Genomic DNA, 15085 nt, shown 5'->3' with positions numbered 1-15085 from the left:
GTCAGCCCTTGATCTCGGTCCACGCCTTGGTCCACTCGCCGTAGTCCTTGCACTTGACGTCCGTGCGGCCGTCGAGGCACTGCGGGATCGGCGTGGTCCAGTACGCGATCTTCGACGCGTAGGCCGAATCGCTCGCGTGGTAGGTGTCGCAGAGCGTCTTGTCCGTCATCTCCGCGCACGCCTTGGTGTTCGCCGGCGCCTCGCCGAAGTACTCGGCGACCTGGGCGTTCACCCTGGGGCTCACGATGTAGTCGAGCCACTTGTACGCGCACGTCTTGTGCGCCGACTTCGCCGCGACCATCCAGGTGTCCGACCAGCCCGTCGCGCCTTCGCTCGGCACGGCCGACTCCAGCGGCGCGCCCTCGCCCTTGGTCAGGTTGACCGTCACCTGCCAGGCCGTGCCGACGACGGCGTCGCCGTTCTTCAGCGCCTGCGACTCCTTGAGGTAGTCCGACCAGTACTCGCTCACCAGCGGCCGCTGCTGCTTGAGCAGGTCCACGGCGGCGGCGAACTGCTTGTCGTCCAGCGCGTACGGGTTCTTGATGCCCAGGTCCGGCTGGTGCGCCATCAGGTACAGCGCGGCGTCGGCGATGTAGATCGGCGAGTCGTAGGCGATCACCTTGCCCTTGTACGGCGAGTTCGCGTCGAACATCACCGACCACGAGCTCGGCGCCGGCGTCACCTTGTCGGTGCGCCAGGTCAGCAGGTTCGCACCCCAGCCGTGCGGGATGCCGTAGGCGACACCGGCGACGCTGTTCCACGACTTGTCCTTGAGGAACGGCTGGACGTCGGCGTAGTTCGGCACCAGCGCGGTGTTCACCGGCTCGACGTCACCCGAGGCGACCAGCCGCAGCGACGCGTCCCCGGACGCCGACACGACGTCGTACTGGCCCGTCTTCATCAGCGTGACGGCCTCGTCGGACGTCCCGAACGGCTTGACGTTCACCTTGCACCCGGTCTGCTGCTCGAACGGCGTGACCCAGTTGATCTTCGGGTCGTTCGAGCCGTTCTCCGCGTACCCGGGCCAGGCCAGCACGTTGAGCTGGCCCTCCGGCTGCCCGAGCGCTTTCAGCGCCTCCAGCTTCGGCGGGGTGAACCCCTGCGCGCCGGGCGGCGCGGACGCGCTCGTGCCCGACGTGCCACATGCAGCCAACAGCAGGCCGGCGCCGACGATTCCGGCAAGCCGCGTCTTCCTGTTCTTCATGGCGAACCCTCCACTTGGAAGCTGTGTTCGTGGCGCCAGCTCAGCCGGACGCGGCCGGCCGCCAACGCGCCGTCGGTGTTCTGCCGGACGACCGAAAGCCGGCCGCCGGCGTCGAGCGCGACGGTGTACCGCACGGTCGCGCCCGCGTAGACGACGTCGGTGACCGTGCCGGTCGCGCTGGTCTCCCCCGCCGCCGCGGGCTCGGACAGCTCGTCGTCGATGCGGATCTTCTCCGGCCGGATGCTGAACAGGCCCGGCCGGCCGATCACCGACTCGGCGCCGCGCCCGCCCAGCAGGTTCGACGTCCCGACGAAGCCCGCGACGAACGCGCTCGCGGGCCGTTCGTAGACCTCCTCGGGCGGCCCGACCTGCTCGATCTTGCCGTCGTTGAAGACCGCGATCCGGTCGCTCATGGTGAGCGCCTCGTCCTGGTCGTGGGTGACGAAGACGAACGTGATGCCGACGTCACGCTGGATCTGCTTGAGCTCCAGCTGCATCGCCTGCCGCAGCTTGAGGTCGAGGGCGCCGAGCGGCTCGTCGAGCAGCAGCACCTTCGGCCGGTTCACCAGCGCGCGGGCGAGCGCGACGCGCTGGCGCTGCCCGCCGGAGAGCTGCGACGGCTTGCGCGAGCCGTAGTCCTCCAGCCGCACGGTCTCGAGGGCCTCGAGGGCGCGCTCACGGCGTTGCTGCTTCGGGACGCGCTTCACGCGCAGGCCGTACTCGACGTTCTGCTGCACGGTCATGTGCGGGAACAGCGCGTAGTCCTGGAACACCGTGTTGACGTCGCGCTCGAACGGCGCCAGCCGGCTCACGTCGCGGCCGGCCAGCTCGATCGCGCCTTCGGTGGGCAGCTCGAAGCCGGCGATCATGCGCAGCACCGTCGTCTTGCCGGAGCCGGACGGGCCGAGCATGGAGAAGAACTCGCCGGGCGGGATGTCGAGGTCGACGCCGTCGACGGCGTGGACGTCGCCGAAGTGCTTGCGCAGCCCGGAAAGCCGGACTGCGGGCTGGTCGTCGTCGCTGGTCGACGCGGGTTCGGCCCGGGTTTCGGAAGGCGCTTGGTTCGGCATCGCCAGCCTCACAGGGCGCTCATGACGTGCTTGATCCGGGTGTAGTCCTCGAGGCCGTACAGCGAGAGGTCCTTGCCGTAGCCGGACTTCTTGAAGCCGCCGTGCGGCATTTCGGCGACCAGCGGGATGTGCGTGTTGATCCAGACGCAGCCGAAGTCGAGCTTCGCCGCGAAACGCATCGCGCGCTGGTGGTCGCGGGTCCAGACCGAGGACGCGAGGCCGTACTGGACGGCGTTCGCGTCGGCCAGGGCCTCGGCCTCGTCGGAGAACCGCTGGACGGTGATGACCGGCCCGAAGATCTCGTTCTGGCTGATCTCGTCGTCCTGCTTCACGCCGGAGACGACCGTGGCCTCGTAGAAGTAACCCTCGTCGCCGACCCTCCTGCCGCCACAGTGGACGGTCGCGTGCTCCGGCAGCCGGTCGATGAACCCGGCCACCTTGTCCAGCTGGGCCGCGTTGTTGAGCGGACCGTAGGCGACGTCTTCGTCGTCCGGCTTGCCGGTCTTCGTGCCCTCGGCCTGCCGGGCCAGCGCGCCGACGAACTCGTCGTGCACCTCGTCGGCGACCAGCACCCTGGTCGCGGCGGTGCAGTCCTGGCCCGCGTTGAAGTAGCCCGCGACGGCGATGGCCTCCGCGGCGGCTTCGAGGTCGGCGTCGCCGAAGACGATGACCGGCGCCTTGCCGCCCAGCTCCAGGTGCACGCGCTTGACGTCGTTCGCGGCGGACTTGGCCACCTCGATGCCCGCCCGGACCGAGCCGGTGATCGACACCATGGCCGGGATCTCGTGCTCGACCAGCGCGCGGCCGGTGTCGCGGTCGCCGCACACGACGTTGAACACGCCCGGCGGCAGGAACTCCCCGGCGATCTCGGCGAGCAGCAGCGTCGACGCCGGGGTCGTGTCGGACGGCTTGAGCACGATCGTGTTGCCCGCGGCCAGCGCGGGCGCGATCTTCCAGATGGCCATCAGCAGCGGGTAGTTCCACGGCGTGACCTGGGCGCAGACGCCGATCGGCTCACGGCGGACGAAGGACGTGTGGCCTTCCATGTATTCGCCCGCCGAGCGCCCTTCGAGCACGCGCGCGGCCCCGGCGAAGAAGCGGACCTGGTCCAGGACCATCGGGATCTCTTCGGCCAGGGTCAGCGCGATCGGCTTGCCGGTGTTCGCGGATTCGACGCGCACGACCTCGTCGGCGCGGGCTTCGAGCGCGTCGGCGATCTTCAGCAGGGCGAGCTGGCGCTGGGCGGGCGTCGTCGCGCGCCAGGTCTCGAACGCGGTCGCGGCGACCCGCAGCGCGTGGTCGACGTCGTCCGGCCCGGCGATCGGCGCGGTGCAGTAGGGGCGCCCGGTGACCGGGTCGGTGATCTCCGCCGTCCGGCCCGACTTGGACTCGACGTACGCGCCGCCGACGTAGTGCTTCAGCTCCTGCACGTTGCCTCCATCGGGGTTCACAGGAGCTAAAACATATAAGTTCATATGTAATAGGACAAGTGGATCAGGCAAGATTGGTGCGAACGGGTTCTCCGACGGCCGAAGGGGCACGATGCGCCAGGGGATGTCGCACAGCGCGCGCTCCGCCATGTTCGCCCCGCTCGGGCAGGTCGGGCGGGCGGAGGCGGTGGCGGCGCGGCTCGTCGACGCCATCACCCTCGGCCTGCTCGCCGACGAGGAGCAGCTGCCCAGCGAGGCCGACCTGGCCGCGCAGTTCGGCGTCTCGACCGTGACGGTCCGGGAGGCGCTCGTGGCGCTGCGGCAGCAGGGCCTGGTCGAGACGCGGCGGGGGCGCAGCGGCGGCAGTTTCGTCCGCACGCCGGCCAACCCGCCCGCGGACGTCTGGCGCGAGCGGCTGCGGGAGGTGTCGCTGTCCGACCTGCGCGACGTCGGCGACCACTACCTCGCGATCGCCGGGGCCGCCGCGAAGCTCGCCGCCGAGCGCAGCTCCCCCGAAGACGTCGAGCGGCTGCGCCTGGCCACCGACGACCTCCGCACGGCGCGCGGCATCGACTTCACGCGGGCGGAGCGCCAGTTCCACCTGGAGATCGCCGCGGCCGCGCAGTCGCCGCGGCTGACGCACGAAGAGGTGCACCTGCAACGGGAGCTGGGCGGCCTGCTGTGGCTGCCGCTCGGGGCTCATCCGCACGAGGAGCACGCGGCGATCACCGCGGCGATCGCGTCGGCCGACGGCGACCTGGCCCGCAAGCTCACCGAGGAGCACCTCCTCGGCGCCCTCGACCGGCTCGCGGACGTGCACCTCGACCTGCTCACCCCCTAAACTCGGCATACTCCGCGCATCGAGGTGAGCACCGTGACCGACACCCGCACGCTGGCCGGCGACGAGGTCGTCGAGCACGTTTCCGCATTGGTGGAAGGGGTTTTCGACCGGCTGAAGCCGCTCTTGGCGGCCGCCGAGTCGGTGCTGGCCGACGCGCCGGCCGCCTCGGCGTTGCACCGGATCCGCCCGGCCGTCACCGAGGCCCTCGGCGGCCTGATCGTCGGCGCGGGGTTCGTCAGCGCGCCCCGGGTGCTCGCGGACTCGGAGTTCGGCTTCGAGTGGTGGACCGGCTCCGCCGGCGAGCCGCCGTCCCAGTTGTTCATCAGCCTCGACCCGGGCAGCGAGAACTTCCTGGACTACACGCGCCAGTCGTGGTTCACGGTCCCGCGCGACACCGGCCGCCGGCACATCAACGGCCCGTACGTCGATTACCTGTGCACCGACGAGTACACGCTGACGTTCACCATCCCGGTGGTCTCGGCCGGCACTTTCGCGGGCGTGGTGGGCGCGGACGTGTACGTGCGCGAGTTCGAGCGCGCGGTCCGCCCGCGGCTGCGGTCGCTCGGCCGCGGCGCGGCGTTGCTGAACGCGCAGGGCCGGGTGATCGTGTCCAACAGCGTCCGCCAGGCGACGGGGTCGCTGGTGCGCGAGGTGGACGTCCCGGCGTGGTGGTCGTCGGGCGCGGAGCCCGGGCCGGGGCTGCGCCGGTGCGGGGACTCGCCGATCGTGCTGGTGCGCTAGGTCCGAAGCCGGCGGTCAGGGACCACCCATCAGCGCATACCCCACATAGCAGTCCGAACCGGCTCGCCGGCGTGCTGGATGCGGTACGGCAGCCCGCGATCGCCCGGCAGCGCGTAACCGAAGTGGTTGGCCGTCCAGGGCAGGAACGTGAGCCCACCCGCCGCCGGCAGCAGCACAACCACCGAAGCCACCAGTGCCATGCGCTTGCAGGCCATGCGAAGGAGACGTCCGACCCACCGTTTGTGCTCAGGTCTGCAACGCCACCCAGAGTTCCGCGCGGACGCCGGGTGAGTCGAGGTCGCGGCCGAGCAGCTCTTCGGCCTTCCGGATGCGGTTGCGCAGCGTGTGGCGGTGGACGCCGAGCCGCGCGGCCGCGGTGTCCCAGTGGCCGTGGTGCTCCAGCCAGCAGCGCAGTGAGCCGACGAGGTCGCCGCGGCCGGTTTCGTCGTGCTCGCGCAGCGGGGCCAGCAGGCCGTGGGCAAACGCTTGAGCCACCACCGGATCGATGAGGGACAGCAGGCCGCGGCCGGTGTGCTCCGCCGCCGACAACAGGATCTTGTCCTCGGCTTCCGCCGCGCGGGCCGCCAGCTCCGCCTGTTCCAGGCCGGCCGCGAAGTCCGCCGCGGCCACCGGCCCGGCGACGCCGCCGTTGAGGCCGCCGATCCGCAGCGCCGCCTCGGCCACCACGTCGACCACCGTGCCCGAGCCGAAGGCGACCACCAGCGCGTCCCAGCGCGCCGCGAACAACGCCTCGCCCTCCAGCGCTTCCAGCAGTTTCCGCCGCGAGGCGGCCGCCCCGGCGAACACCAGCACCGACCACGGCGCTTCCGGCGGCTCGGCCCCCGTCGTGGTCAGCACCCGCAACGCCAGCTCGTCCTGTCCGTCGGCGAGCAGCTCCAGCAGCCCCGACCGCAAAGCCTGCCGCGCCGCGGCCTGCGCGCGATCCTGTTCCAGCGCAAGGGAAAGCAACGACACCGCGGTGTTCACGATGTGCCGCCCCGCCGTGTCGAGCGGCACCGCGGTACCGACCGCCAGCACCCGTCGCGCGCTGGTGTCGAGTGTCTGCAGCACCACCTCGTCCTCCCCCACCGACACCACGCGCGTGCCCGTGCGAAGGCGCTCCAGCTCTTCGCGCAGCGAAGCGCCGTACGCTCGCGCGCTCGCCGGAGCGGCTTCGGTGACGGTGGTGCGGTCGAAGAGCAGGACCCAGCCGTCGATCAGCTTGGCCAGTTTGCGCAGCACCCCCGCCGGGCCGCCCTTGCCGACCGCCGTGCGGGTCAGTTCCTGCTGGGCCGTGCCGATGCGGACCGTCGTGGCGTACTCGTCCGCCGCCACCGCTCGCGAGACCGCGCGGGTGATCGCGATGAACGGCGTCTCGCGCGGTACCTCCAGCACCGGCAGTCCCACCTCGGCGGCGGTGGCGACCAGCGCGTGCGGCACCTCGTCGTGGCTCAGGCCGACGCCGAAACCGAGCCCCGCGACCCCGGCGTCCACCAAGCGGCGCACGTAACCCGGGGACGTCCGCTCGTCCAGGGTCAGGCCGGTCGTCAGCAGCAGCTCGCCGCCCTCCAGGAAGGCCTGCGGGTCGGTCAGCTCCGTCGGGTGCACCCAGCCGATCGGCCGGTCCAGGAGATCGTCGCCGGTCAGCACGCGCAGGCCGAGCGGGCGGTCGGCGGCCAGTCCGCGCAGCGTGAGTGCCATAACGGCCAATTCTACGCCCTAAAATAGCCAGAACGGCCAGCTGACGGCAGCCGCGTCGCCGCTCATCCTGAGGACGTCCACCCCCGTCCGGAGGAGCACGCCGTGACCGCAAGCACCACCGCCGAGCCGCAGGCCCCGGCACCCCGGCAGCGCCGGCTGCGCACCGAGATCCCCGGTCCCGTCTCGCGCGAGCTGCAGCAGCGGCGTGCCGCCGCCGTCGCCGCCGGGGTCAGCTCGGTGCTGCCCGTCTACGTCACCTCCGCCGGCGGCGGCCTGCTGACCGACGCCGACGGCAACGTCCTGATCGACCTCGGCTCCGGCATCGCGGTGACCAGCGTCGGGCACTCCGTCCCGGCCGTCGTCGACCGCGTCCGCGAGCAGGCTGGGCTGTTCACCCACACCTGTTTCATGGTCACGCCGTACGAGGGTTACGTCGAGGTGTGCGAAGCCTTGGCCGAGCTGACGCCGGGCGACCACGCGAAGAAGTCGGTGCTGTTCAACTCCGGCGCGGAAGCCGTCGAGAACGCCGTGAAGATCGCGCGCGTCGCGACCGGGCGCCAGGCCGTCGTCGTGTTCGACCACGCCTACCACGGCCGCACCAACCTGACCATGGGCATGACCGCGAAGTCGGTGCCCTACAAGCACGGCTTCGGCCCGTTCGCCCCCGAGGTCTACCGCGTGCCGGGGTCGTACCCGTTCCGCGACGGCCTGTCCGGCGCCGACGCCGCCGCGCTGGCGATCGACCGGATCGAGAAGCAGATCGGCGGCGACCAGGTGGCCGCCGTCGTCCTGGAGCCGATCCAGGGCGAGGGCGGGTTCATCGAGCCGGCACGCGGCTTCCTGCCCGCGTTGTCGCGCTGGTGCACGGAAAACGGCGTCGTGTTCGTCGCCGACGAGGTGCAGACCGGCTTCTGCCGCACCGGTTCCTGGTTCGCGTCGAACGACGAGGACGTCGTCCCGGACCTGGTCGCGACGGCCAAGGGCATCGCGGGCGGGCTCCCCCTCGCGGCGGTCACCGGCCGCGCCGAGCTGCTCGACGCCGTCCCGCCGGGCGGCCTCGGCGGCACGTACGGCGGCAACCCGATCGCCTGCGCCGCCGCGCTCGGCTCGATCGAGACGATGAAGGCCGGGAACCTGGCCGCGTCGGCGAAGCGCATCGAAGGGGTTGTCCTGCCGCGGCTGCGCGCGCTGGCCGACGAAACCGGGGTGATCGGCGACGTCCGCGGCCGCGGCGCGATGCTGGCCGCGGAGTTCGTGCGGCCGGGCACGACCGAGCCGGACGCCGACCTCACCAAGCGCGTCGCGGCGGCCTGTCACCGGGCCGGCGTCGTCGTGCTGACCTGCGGCACCTACGGCAACGTCGTCCGCCTGCTGCCGCCGCTGTCCCTGTCCACCGACCTGCTCGACGAGGGCCTCGCGGTCCTCGAGCACGCTGTCCGCACGGAGGCTCGCTCGTGACTTTCCCCTTCTGGGTCGCCGGAAAGCCGGTGACCGGCGGTGCTACGGCTGACGTCCGCCACTCCTTCGACGGCTCTCTCGCCGGTTCGCACTTCGTACCGTCCACTTCGGACGTCGAGGCGGCGGTGCAGGCCGCGCACGACGTCCGCGACGAGTTCGCGACGCTGCCCGCGCACGTCCGCGCCGGGGCGCTGGACCACGTGTCCCGGGCTTTGGGCGAGCGGTCCGAGGAGATCGCGTCTTTGATCACCGATGAGTCCGGCAAGCCGCTGAAGTGGGCGCGCGGCGAGGTCGGCCGCGCGGTGTCGACGTTCCGCTGGGCCGCCGAGGAGGCCCGCCGCTTCTCCGGCGAGCTGCAGCGCCTCGACACCGACCCGGGCGGCACCGGCCGGTTGGCGCTGGTCCGGCGCGTGCCGCGCGGGCCGGTGCTGGGCATCACGCCGTTCAACTTCCCGCTGAACCTGGTGGCGCACAAGGTGGCCCCGGCGATCGCGGTCGGCGCGCCGATCGTGCTCAAGCCCGCGCCCGCGACGCCGCTGACGGCGTTGCTGCTGGGCGAAATCCTGGCCGAGACGGATCTTCCGGCGGGCTCGTGGTCGATCCTGCCGGTGGACAACGAGACGTCGTCGCGGCTGGTCCGGGACCCGCGGCTGCCGGTGGTGTCGTTCACCGGCTCGGTCCCGGTCGGCTGGAGCATCCGCGACAGCGTGCCGCGCAAGCACGTCGCGCTGGAACTGGGCGGCAACGGCGCGGTCCTCGTCTGTCCCGATTGGACGGACCTCGACTTCGCGGCGCAGCGCATCGCGACGTTCGCCATGTACCAGGCCGGGCAGTCGTGCATCTCGGTGCAGCGGGTGTACGCGCACACTTCGGTCTACGACGCGTTGGTCGAAAAGGTCCTTTCGCAGGTGCAGGCGTTGCGGACGGGCGACCCGCGCGCGGAGGGCGTGGACGTCGGCCCGATGATCAACGACGACGCGGCCGCGCGGGTTTCCTCGTGGGTGTCCGCTGCTGTTGCCGCGGGCGGTCGCTTGCTGACCGGCGGCGGGCGTTCGGGCGCGACCTTCGAGCCGACGGTGCTCGCGGACGTCCCGGAGGACGCGTCGGTGATGGCGGACGAGGTCTTCGGCCCGGTGGTCTCACTGGTGCGCGTCGCCTCCGTGGAGGAGGGAGTGGCGCGGATCAACGCGTCACGCTTCGGGCTACAGGCGGGCGTGTTCACGCGAGACCTCCCGACGGCGTTCGCGGTGTCTTCTTCGCTCCAGGTCGGCGGGGTCCTGGTGGGCGACGTCCCGAGCTTCCGAGCCGACCAGATGCCGTACGGCGGAGTGAAGGACTCGGGCGTCGGCCGCGAAGGCCCGGCATCGGCGATGGCGGACTTCACGGAGGAGCGAGTAACGGTCCTGACCGGCCTGACGCTGTAGCCGAAAGCCGTGAAGGGCACCTTCAGGGACTCTATGTCCCTGAAGGTGCCCTTCACGGCTTTGGCAGGGCCTCCAGCAGTGCGGCGTGCGCGTCGACCAAAGACGGGCCGTACCACGTGAGGTGCCGTCCCGAGACCAGGACGTACCGCTCGTCCGGGAAGTGGTCCGGGCCGTCGTTGTCGGTGAACAAGTACGGCTCGTCCGGCAGCACCAGCAGGTCCGCGTCCGCCGCGAAGTGCGCGCGCAGCTCCTCGACGTCCGGCCTCGGGTAGCGCTCCTCGGACGCCGCGTAGACGTTCGCCACGCCGACCCGGCGCAGGACGTCGCCCGCGAACGTCTCGCGGCCCAGCACGATCCACGGCTTGCGCCACACCGGGACCACCGCGTGGAACCGGACCGGCCGCACCTCGCGCCAGATCTCCTCGGCCTCGACCAGCCAGGCCGGCTCCGGCAGGTCGTACGCCTGGGTCAGGATCCGCCGCAACGAGCCCAGCGCGGCCGGGACCGAGGCCGACGCCGCCATCACCCACACCGGGATCCCGTTGGCGCGCAACCTTTCGACGTCCTCCGGGCGGTTCTCCTCCGAGTTGGCCAGCACGAGGTCGGGCGCCAGGTCCAGCACCCGGTCCAGCTTCGGGTACTTCGACCCGCCGACCCGCGGGACGTCCAAAGCAGCCGGATGGGTGCAGTAGTCCGTGACCCCGGCGAGCCGCCCGGGCGCGCTGACCTCGACGGCTTCGGTCAGCGACGGCACCAGCGACACGACCCTCGAAGCCGGTCCTGCCAGCGGAACCGGTTCGCCCAAGTCGTCGGTCAAAGTCATGCGCGTTCGAACGACACCTTCCGCTTCTCGACGTCCACCGCGGTCAGCCGCACGCCGATGCGCGCGCCCGCGGTCAGCTTCTCCCCCGCGCACTTGGCCATCACCGTCGGGTCCTCGACGAGGATCTCGGCCTTGTTCTCGTCCGCCCGCAGCACGACGGCGCTGAACTCGCCGCCGACGTGCTCGGCCAGCACCCACGCCTCGACCTGGTCGATGCACGCCCGCTCGACCTTCGCGGCGAGGGTGTCCGACGCCGTCATGCGGTCCGGGACGTCCGTCAGCGCCGCGTGGACCCACTCCGGCACCTCGCGATCGGCCGAAACCGCGAGGCAGATCTCCGTCGCGAACCGGTCGACCAGCCGCCGGATCGGCGCCGTCACGTGCGCGTACGCGCCGCCGATGCCCGCGTGCGTCGTCAGCGCGGGCAGCTCGCCGTCGAAGGCCGTGTAGCCCGCGCCGCGCAGCAACCGCGTCGTATCGGCGTAGATCGCCATCGACGCGGGCTGCCGGGGATCCAGCCGGGACAGGAACTCCGAGACGGTGTCGGCCGCCGGCCAGGCGATGCCGACCGCCTCGGCGGAGCGGCGCAGCCAGTCGACGGCCTCGGGTTCCGGGTCGGGCAGCGTGCGCAGGACGCCGATCTTCGCGTCGATCATGATCCGCGCCGCGGCCATCCCGGTGAGCAGCGAGATCTCGGCGTTCCAGGCGTCGACGACGGTGCGCGGACGGCGGGCGAGCACCCAGCCGCCGTCCGGGTCGCCGCTGATCTCCTGCTCGGGCAGCTGCAGCTCGACGGCGCCGCGCCGGACGGCCAGCTCCCGCCGTCGCCGTCCCAGCTCCGGCAGCGCGGCCACCGAAGGGTGCGGGTCGCCGGCGTCGAGGGCGGCCTGGACGGTCTCGTAGTCGAACTGCTCGGTGGACCGGACCAGCGCGCGGCGCACCCGGGTCGCCGTCGGCTCGCCCGCTTCGTCGGTCTCGATGGTCCAGAGCACGGCGGGCCGGATCTCGCCGGGCAGCAGGCTCGCCGCGCCCTCGGACAGCACCGGCGGGTGCAGCGGGACGTTGCCGTCGGGCAGGTAGAGCGTCTGCCCGCGCCGGCGCGACTCCCGGTCCAGCGCACCGCCGGGCGGCACGAACGCGGCCAGGTCGGCGATCGCGTAGTGCACGCGGAAGCCGTGCGCGGTGCGCTCGACGACCATCGCCTGGTCGAGGTCCTTGGAGCCGGGCGGGTCGATGGTGACGAACGGCAGGTCCGTGGCGTCCTCCCGGGGCCCGGCCGCGGCCAGGGGATCCAGGACCGCGGCTTCGGCCTCGGCCAGCACCTCGGGCCCGAAGGACTCCGGCAGCGAAAACTCGGCACGAAGGGGGCCGAAGTCCCCGCCCGCCGAGTGTGTCCTGATCACGAGGGGAGGCACCCCCCAACCCTAACCCGCGAAAGGCCGATGATCGCCCGATCGGGCGCGGGCCGGTCGGGTGTACGTTGATCGCGTCAGTAATGAAAACCGTCTTCATTCCCAGGAAGGGTCTCGACCGTGAAGATCGCGTTCGTCGGCAAGGGCGGGAGCGGCAAGACCACGCTGTCGTCGTTGTTCGTCGCGTACCTCGCCGCCGCCGGCAAGCCGGTGCTGGCCATCGACGCCGACATCAACCAGCACCTCGCGGTGGCGCTCGGCGCGACCGAGGAGGAAGCACTCGCCTGGCCGACGCTCGGCGACAACATGACCCTGATCAAGGACTACCTGCGCGGCGACAACCCGCGCATCCCGGATGCCGCGTCGATGATCAAGACGACGCCACCGGGGCGCGGGTCGCGGCTGGTCAGGCCGTTCGAGGACAACCCGGTGTTCGACACGTGCTTCCGGCAGCTGGGCGGCGTGCGCCTCGGCGTGACCGGGCAGTTCGACGAGGACGACCTCGGCGTCAAGTGCTACCACTCGAAGGTCGGCGCGGCGGAGCTGCTGCTGAACCACCTGGTCGACGTCGACGGCGAGTACGTCGTGATGGACATGACCGCGGGGGCCGACGCCTTCGCGTCGGGGCTGTTCACGCGGTTCGACGTGACGTTCCTGGTGTGCGAGCCGACGGTGCGCAGCGTGGGCGTCTACCGGCAGTACGCCGACCACGCACGCGACTTCGGCGTGCGGCTCGTGGTGGTCGGGAACAAGGTGACCGACGACGAGGACGTCGAGTTCCTGCAGGAGCAGGTCGGCGGGGCGCTGCTGGGCTGGATGTCGGCTTCGGGCCACGTGCGCGCGGCCGAGCGCGGCGCGACCCGCCCGATCGGCGAGCTGGAGCCGCGCAACCTGTCGACGCTGTGCGCGATGCAGGCGGCGGTCGACGCCGAGCAGCGCGACTGGGCGCGCTACCAGCGTCAAGCCGTCGAATTCCACCTGCGCAACGCCAAGGCGTGGGCGGGCGCCGACCTCGTCTCCCAAGTGGACCCCGAGTTCGTGCTGGGCCCGCAGGTGACGGTCTAGTCGGCGTCTTCGGCGTCGGCCTGCCGGGTCCGTTCCCGCGCGATGTCGAGCGCGCGGCGGGCGGTGGCCTCATCGGGGTACGGGCCGAGCAGGTCGACGCCGCGGGAGCGTTCGAGGTGCTCGACCTGGTTGGTGCGGGTGTTGTAGTACCAGCCAGGGTCCGGGTTCGCGTCTTTCGCCATGTCCCCAAGCCTGGCATCCCGGGGCGAGTCTGTCAGCGCTTGTACCGGTAGGGGATCTCGGTCGGCAGCCCGGTGGGCCCGAACTCCTGAGGTTCCTCGGGGTCGGCGGGCTGCTCACCGATCTCGTCGAACCAGCCACGCGAGGGCATGGCGGTCCCGCGCGGAGGAGTGTCGGCGTCCTGCGCGCTCGGCTGCGGAAGGGGCTGGGGCTCCCGCCCGGGAAAGACGGGCGGAGCCTGCGGATTAGGCGGCGGCGTGGAGTTCGGCCCCGGGAAGACGGGCCGCACCGGGGCGGCGTGCCGGGCCGGGAAGGGCTGAGGGGTCGATTCCGGACCGGGGAAGACGGGCTTGGCGGGCTGGCTGCGAGTGGGGCCGGTGACTGGCCCAGGACCCCACTGCTGGGGCGGCTGGGGTTGGCCCGTAGGCGGCTGGGGTTGGCTTGTCGGCGGCTGAGGTTGGCCCGTAGGCGGCTGGGGTTGGCCCGTAGGCGGCTGAGGTTGGACTGCTGGCAGCCGGGACTGGCCCGTCGGCGGCTGGGGTTGGCCAGCTGGCGGCTGGGGTTGGCCCGTAGGCGGCTGAGGTTGGACTGCTGGCAGCTGGGACAGGCCCGTCGGCGGCTGGGGTTGGCTTGTCGGCGGCTGAGGCTGAACCGCTGGCGGCTGGGGCTGACCTGCTTGGGTCGCGGCCTGGTTCGGCTGAGGTTGAGCGGGCTGCGGCCCGGCCTGCGTCGGCTGCGGCTGACCGAGCGGCGGCGAGGCCTGGATGGAGTGCTGCTGAGGCTGGCCGAGCTGCGGTGCGGCCTGGTTGGGCTGCTGCTGAGCGGTCGGAAGCACGGCCGGACTTGACTGCTGCTGAGGCTGGCCGGGCTGCGGACCAGGAGGCGGCGCGACAGGCTGAACCCCCTGCGGCGCCGCAGGCTGAACCGGCTGCGGCAAAGACGCCGCGGCCGGCGGTACAGCGGAATGGCCGTGCTGCGGCGAAGGTCCCCCAGGCTGCGGACCGGCCTCAGGCACCGGGTGCGGCACCACGAGGCCGCCGGGCTGTGGCGAGCCGGGGCCGGTGGGTGCGCCGGGCTGCCAAGCCTGCGGTGCAGCCGGCGGAACAACGGGCTGACCAGGTCGCCAACCAGCCGGCGATGTCACGGGCTGATCGGGCGAGGCAGGCGGCACCGCAGCCTCCTCGGGAAGCCGCCGAGCGGACTCGCCGGCGAGCGAGGTCGGCAAATCGACCCCCGGAGCAGCCTGTGGCTCTTCGGATTGCGGCAGCTGCGAGTCAGACGGCTCTGGTCGCTGCGGAGGAGCCTCCGCAACGGCCGCGTCCGAGTACGACGCCGGATCGGCATCAGGGACTGTCGCCGGCCCGGCGGGCTCCACAACGGGTGCCTCAGACCGCGAGACCGACGCGCCCTCCCCGACCGTCGTCGACTCGACGGGCCGGCCAGGTTCCGGCACGGACTGGCCAGGCTCCGCGACGGGCACACCGGAATACGAGTCGGCCTGCGTGACCGTAGGTGGCTCGGCGGACTGGTCGGGTTGTGTCGTCTGCTCGACAGGCAGCGACCGAGACTCATCACCCTGCTGAGCGGACGACCCCACCGGCACCACGGGCTCGGACGCCACAGGCTGGGCCGTCACCTCGGGCGCGGGGGCCTGTTCTGCCTGCGCCTCTTCAGCGGCCGCTTCAGGCTGCGACGCAGGTTCTGTCCGGAACTCCGCAGCAGGTTCAGGTTGCTGC

13 protein-coding genes are annotated in these 15085 nt (G+C 71.9%); 5 read left to right on the top strand and 8 right to left on the bottom strand.

The genetic code is table 11. The features are described 5' to 3' along the window. Position 1 precedes the first annotated feature (1 nt). Genes MUY22_RS18440 through MUY22_RS18430 form a run of 3 tightly spaced genes read right to left on the bottom strand, consistent with a single transcriptional unit; the run spans position 2 to position 3704 of the window. A complete protein-coding gene (locus MUY22_RS18440; protein ID WP_247061207.1) occupies positions 2 to 1204 on the bottom strand; it encodes an ABC transporter substrate-binding protein in 1203 nt (400 codons plus the stop codon). Further along, entirely contained in the window at positions 1201 to 2274 is a 1074-nt protein-coding gene (locus tag MUY22_RS18435; protein WP_247061205.1) for an ABC transporter ATP-binding protein, read from the bottom strand. The genes MUY22_RS18440 and MUY22_RS18435 overlap by 4 nt, the downstream gene beginning before the upstream one ends. Positions 2275 to 2282: 8 nt before the next feature. Further along, positions 2283 to 3704, bottom strand: coding sequence for a gamma-aminobutyraldehyde dehydrogenase (locus MUY22_RS18430; protein WP_247061203.1), 1422 nt, complete (start codon positions 3702 to 3704; stop codon positions 2283 to 2285). A 112-nt stretch (positions 3705 to 3816) separates the two neighbouring features. Between MUY22_RS18430 and MUY22_RS18425 the strand changes: the two genes are divergently transcribed. Both MUY22_RS18425 and MUY22_RS18420 read left to right on the top strand, forming a co-directional pair. Then, positions 3817 to 4545 (top strand): FadR/GntR family transcriptional regulator, encoded by a 729-nt coding sequence (locus MUY22_RS18425; protein ID WP_247061200.1) that lies wholly within the window; start codon positions 3817 to 3819, stop codon positions 4543 to 4545. Positions 4546 to 4578: 33 nt separating this feature from the next. Then, a complete protein-coding gene (locus MUY22_RS18420; protein WP_247061198.1) occupies positions 4579 to 5286 on the top strand; it encodes a cache domain-containing protein in 708 nt (235 codons plus the stop codon). Positions 5287 to 5315: 29 nt separating this feature from the next. Here MUY22_RS18420 and MUY22_RS18415 read toward each other — a convergent pair whose 3' ends face one another. Together MUY22_RS18415 and MUY22_RS18410 are read right to left on the bottom strand one after the other, a co-directional pair. Further along, a complete protein-coding gene (locus tag MUY22_RS18415) occupies positions 5316 to 5486 on the bottom strand; it encodes a hypothetical protein (protein WP_247061196.1) in 171 nt (56 codons plus the stop codon). Positions 5487 to 5532: 46 nt separating this feature from the next. Then, the gene (locus MUY22_RS18410; RefSeq protein WP_247061194.1) at positions 5533 to 6987 is read right to left on the bottom strand and encodes a PucR family transcriptional regulator ligand-binding domain-containing protein; all 1455 of its coding nucleotides are present in this window, start codon (positions 6985 to 6987) and stop codon (positions 5533 to 5535) included. Positions 6988 to 7089: 102 nt separating this feature from the next. Here MUY22_RS18410 and gabT point away from each other — a divergent pair, with 102 nt between their 5' ends. Both gabT and MUY22_RS18400 read left to right on the top strand, forming a co-directional pair. Then, entirely contained in the window at positions 7090 to 8445 is a 1356-nt protein-coding gene (gabT, locus tag MUY22_RS18405) for a 4-aminobutyrate--2-oxoglutarate transaminase (RefSeq protein WP_247061192.1), read from the top strand. Next, a complete protein-coding gene (locus MUY22_RS18400) occupies positions 8442 to 9869 on the top strand; it encodes an aldehyde dehydrogenase family protein (protein WP_247061191.1) in 1428 nt (475 codons plus the stop codon). The genes gabT and MUY22_RS18400 overlap by 4 nt, the downstream gene beginning before the upstream one ends. Positions 9870 to 9921: 52 nt before the next feature. Here MUY22_RS18400 and MUY22_RS18395 read toward each other — a convergent pair whose 3' ends face one another. Further along, complete coding sequence (locus tag MUY22_RS18395) at positions 9922 to 10692, bottom strand: helical backbone metal receptor (protein WP_247061190.1); 771 nt, start codon at positions 10690 to 10692, stop codon at positions 9922 to 9924. After that, on the bottom strand, positions 10689 to 12095 hold the full coding sequence (locus tag MUY22_RS18390) for an RNB domain-containing ribonuclease (RefSeq protein WP_247063980.1): 1407 nt from the start codon (positions 12093 to 12095) through the stop codon (positions 10689 to 10691). Before MUY22_RS18390 ends, MUY22_RS18395 begins: the two co-directional genes overlap by 4 nt. Before the next feature lie 129 nt (positions 12096 to 12224). Here MUY22_RS18390 and MUY22_RS18385 point away from each other — a divergent pair, with 129 nt between their 5' ends. Further along, positions 12225 to 13169 carry an AAA family ATPase gene (locus MUY22_RS18385; protein WP_247061189.1) on the top strand — a complete coding sequence of 315 codons (945 nt, stop codon included), beginning with the start codon at positions 12225 to 12227 and terminating at the stop codon, positions 13167 to 13169. On the opposite strand, the gene MUY22_RS18380 is transcribed toward MUY22_RS18385, so the two are convergent. Beyond that, positions 13166 to 13351 (bottom strand): hypothetical protein, encoded by a 186-nt coding sequence (locus MUY22_RS18380; protein ID WP_247061188.1) that lies wholly within the window; start codon positions 13349 to 13351, stop codon positions 13166 to 13168. The two genes, MUY22_RS18385 and MUY22_RS18380, sit on opposite strands and share 4 nt — an antisense overlap. Positions 13352 to 15085: the final 1734 nt, after the last annotated feature.

Origin of the sequence: Amycolatopsis sp. WQ 127309 (assembly GCF_023023025.1) — a bacterium.
In the GTDB taxonomy this organism is placed as follows: Bacteria; Actinomycetota; Actinomycetes; order Mycobacteriales; family Pseudonocardiaceae; genus Amycolatopsis.
Note: the sequence above shows the minus strand (reverse complement) of the source record. Positions and strands in the feature narration are given on the sequence as shown.

Bases quoted from the DNA above. Each gene is read 5' to 3' on its own strand.
- MUY22_RS18440 (WP_247061207.1), bottom strand. From the start codon at position 1,204: ATGAAGAACAGGAAGACGCGGCTTGCCGGAATCGTCGGCGCCGGCCTG.
- MUY22_RS18435 (WP_247061205.1), bottom strand. From the start codon at position 2,274: ATGCCGAACCAAGCGCCTTCCGAAACCCGGGCCGAACCCGCGTCGACC.
- MUY22_RS18425 (WP_247061200.1), top strand. From the start codon at position 3,817: ATGCGCCAGGGGATGTCGCACAGCGCGCGCTCCGCCATGTTCGCCCCG.
- MUY22_RS18415 (WP_247061196.1), bottom strand. From the start codon at position 5,486: ATGGCACTGGTGGCTTCGGTGGTTGTGCTGCTGCCGGCGGCGGGTGGG.
- MUY22_RS18410 (WP_247061194.1), bottom strand. From the start codon at position 6,987: ATGGCACTCACGCTGCGCGGACTGGCCGCCGACCGCCCGCTCGGCCTG.
- MUY22_RS18395 (WP_247061190.1), bottom strand. From the start codon at position 10,692: ATGACTTTGACCGACGACTTGGGCGAACCGGTTCCGCTGGCAGGACCG.
- MUY22_RS18380 (WP_247061188.1), bottom strand. From the start codon at position 13,351: ATGGCGAAAGACGCGAACCCGGACCCTGGCTGGTACTACAACACCCGC.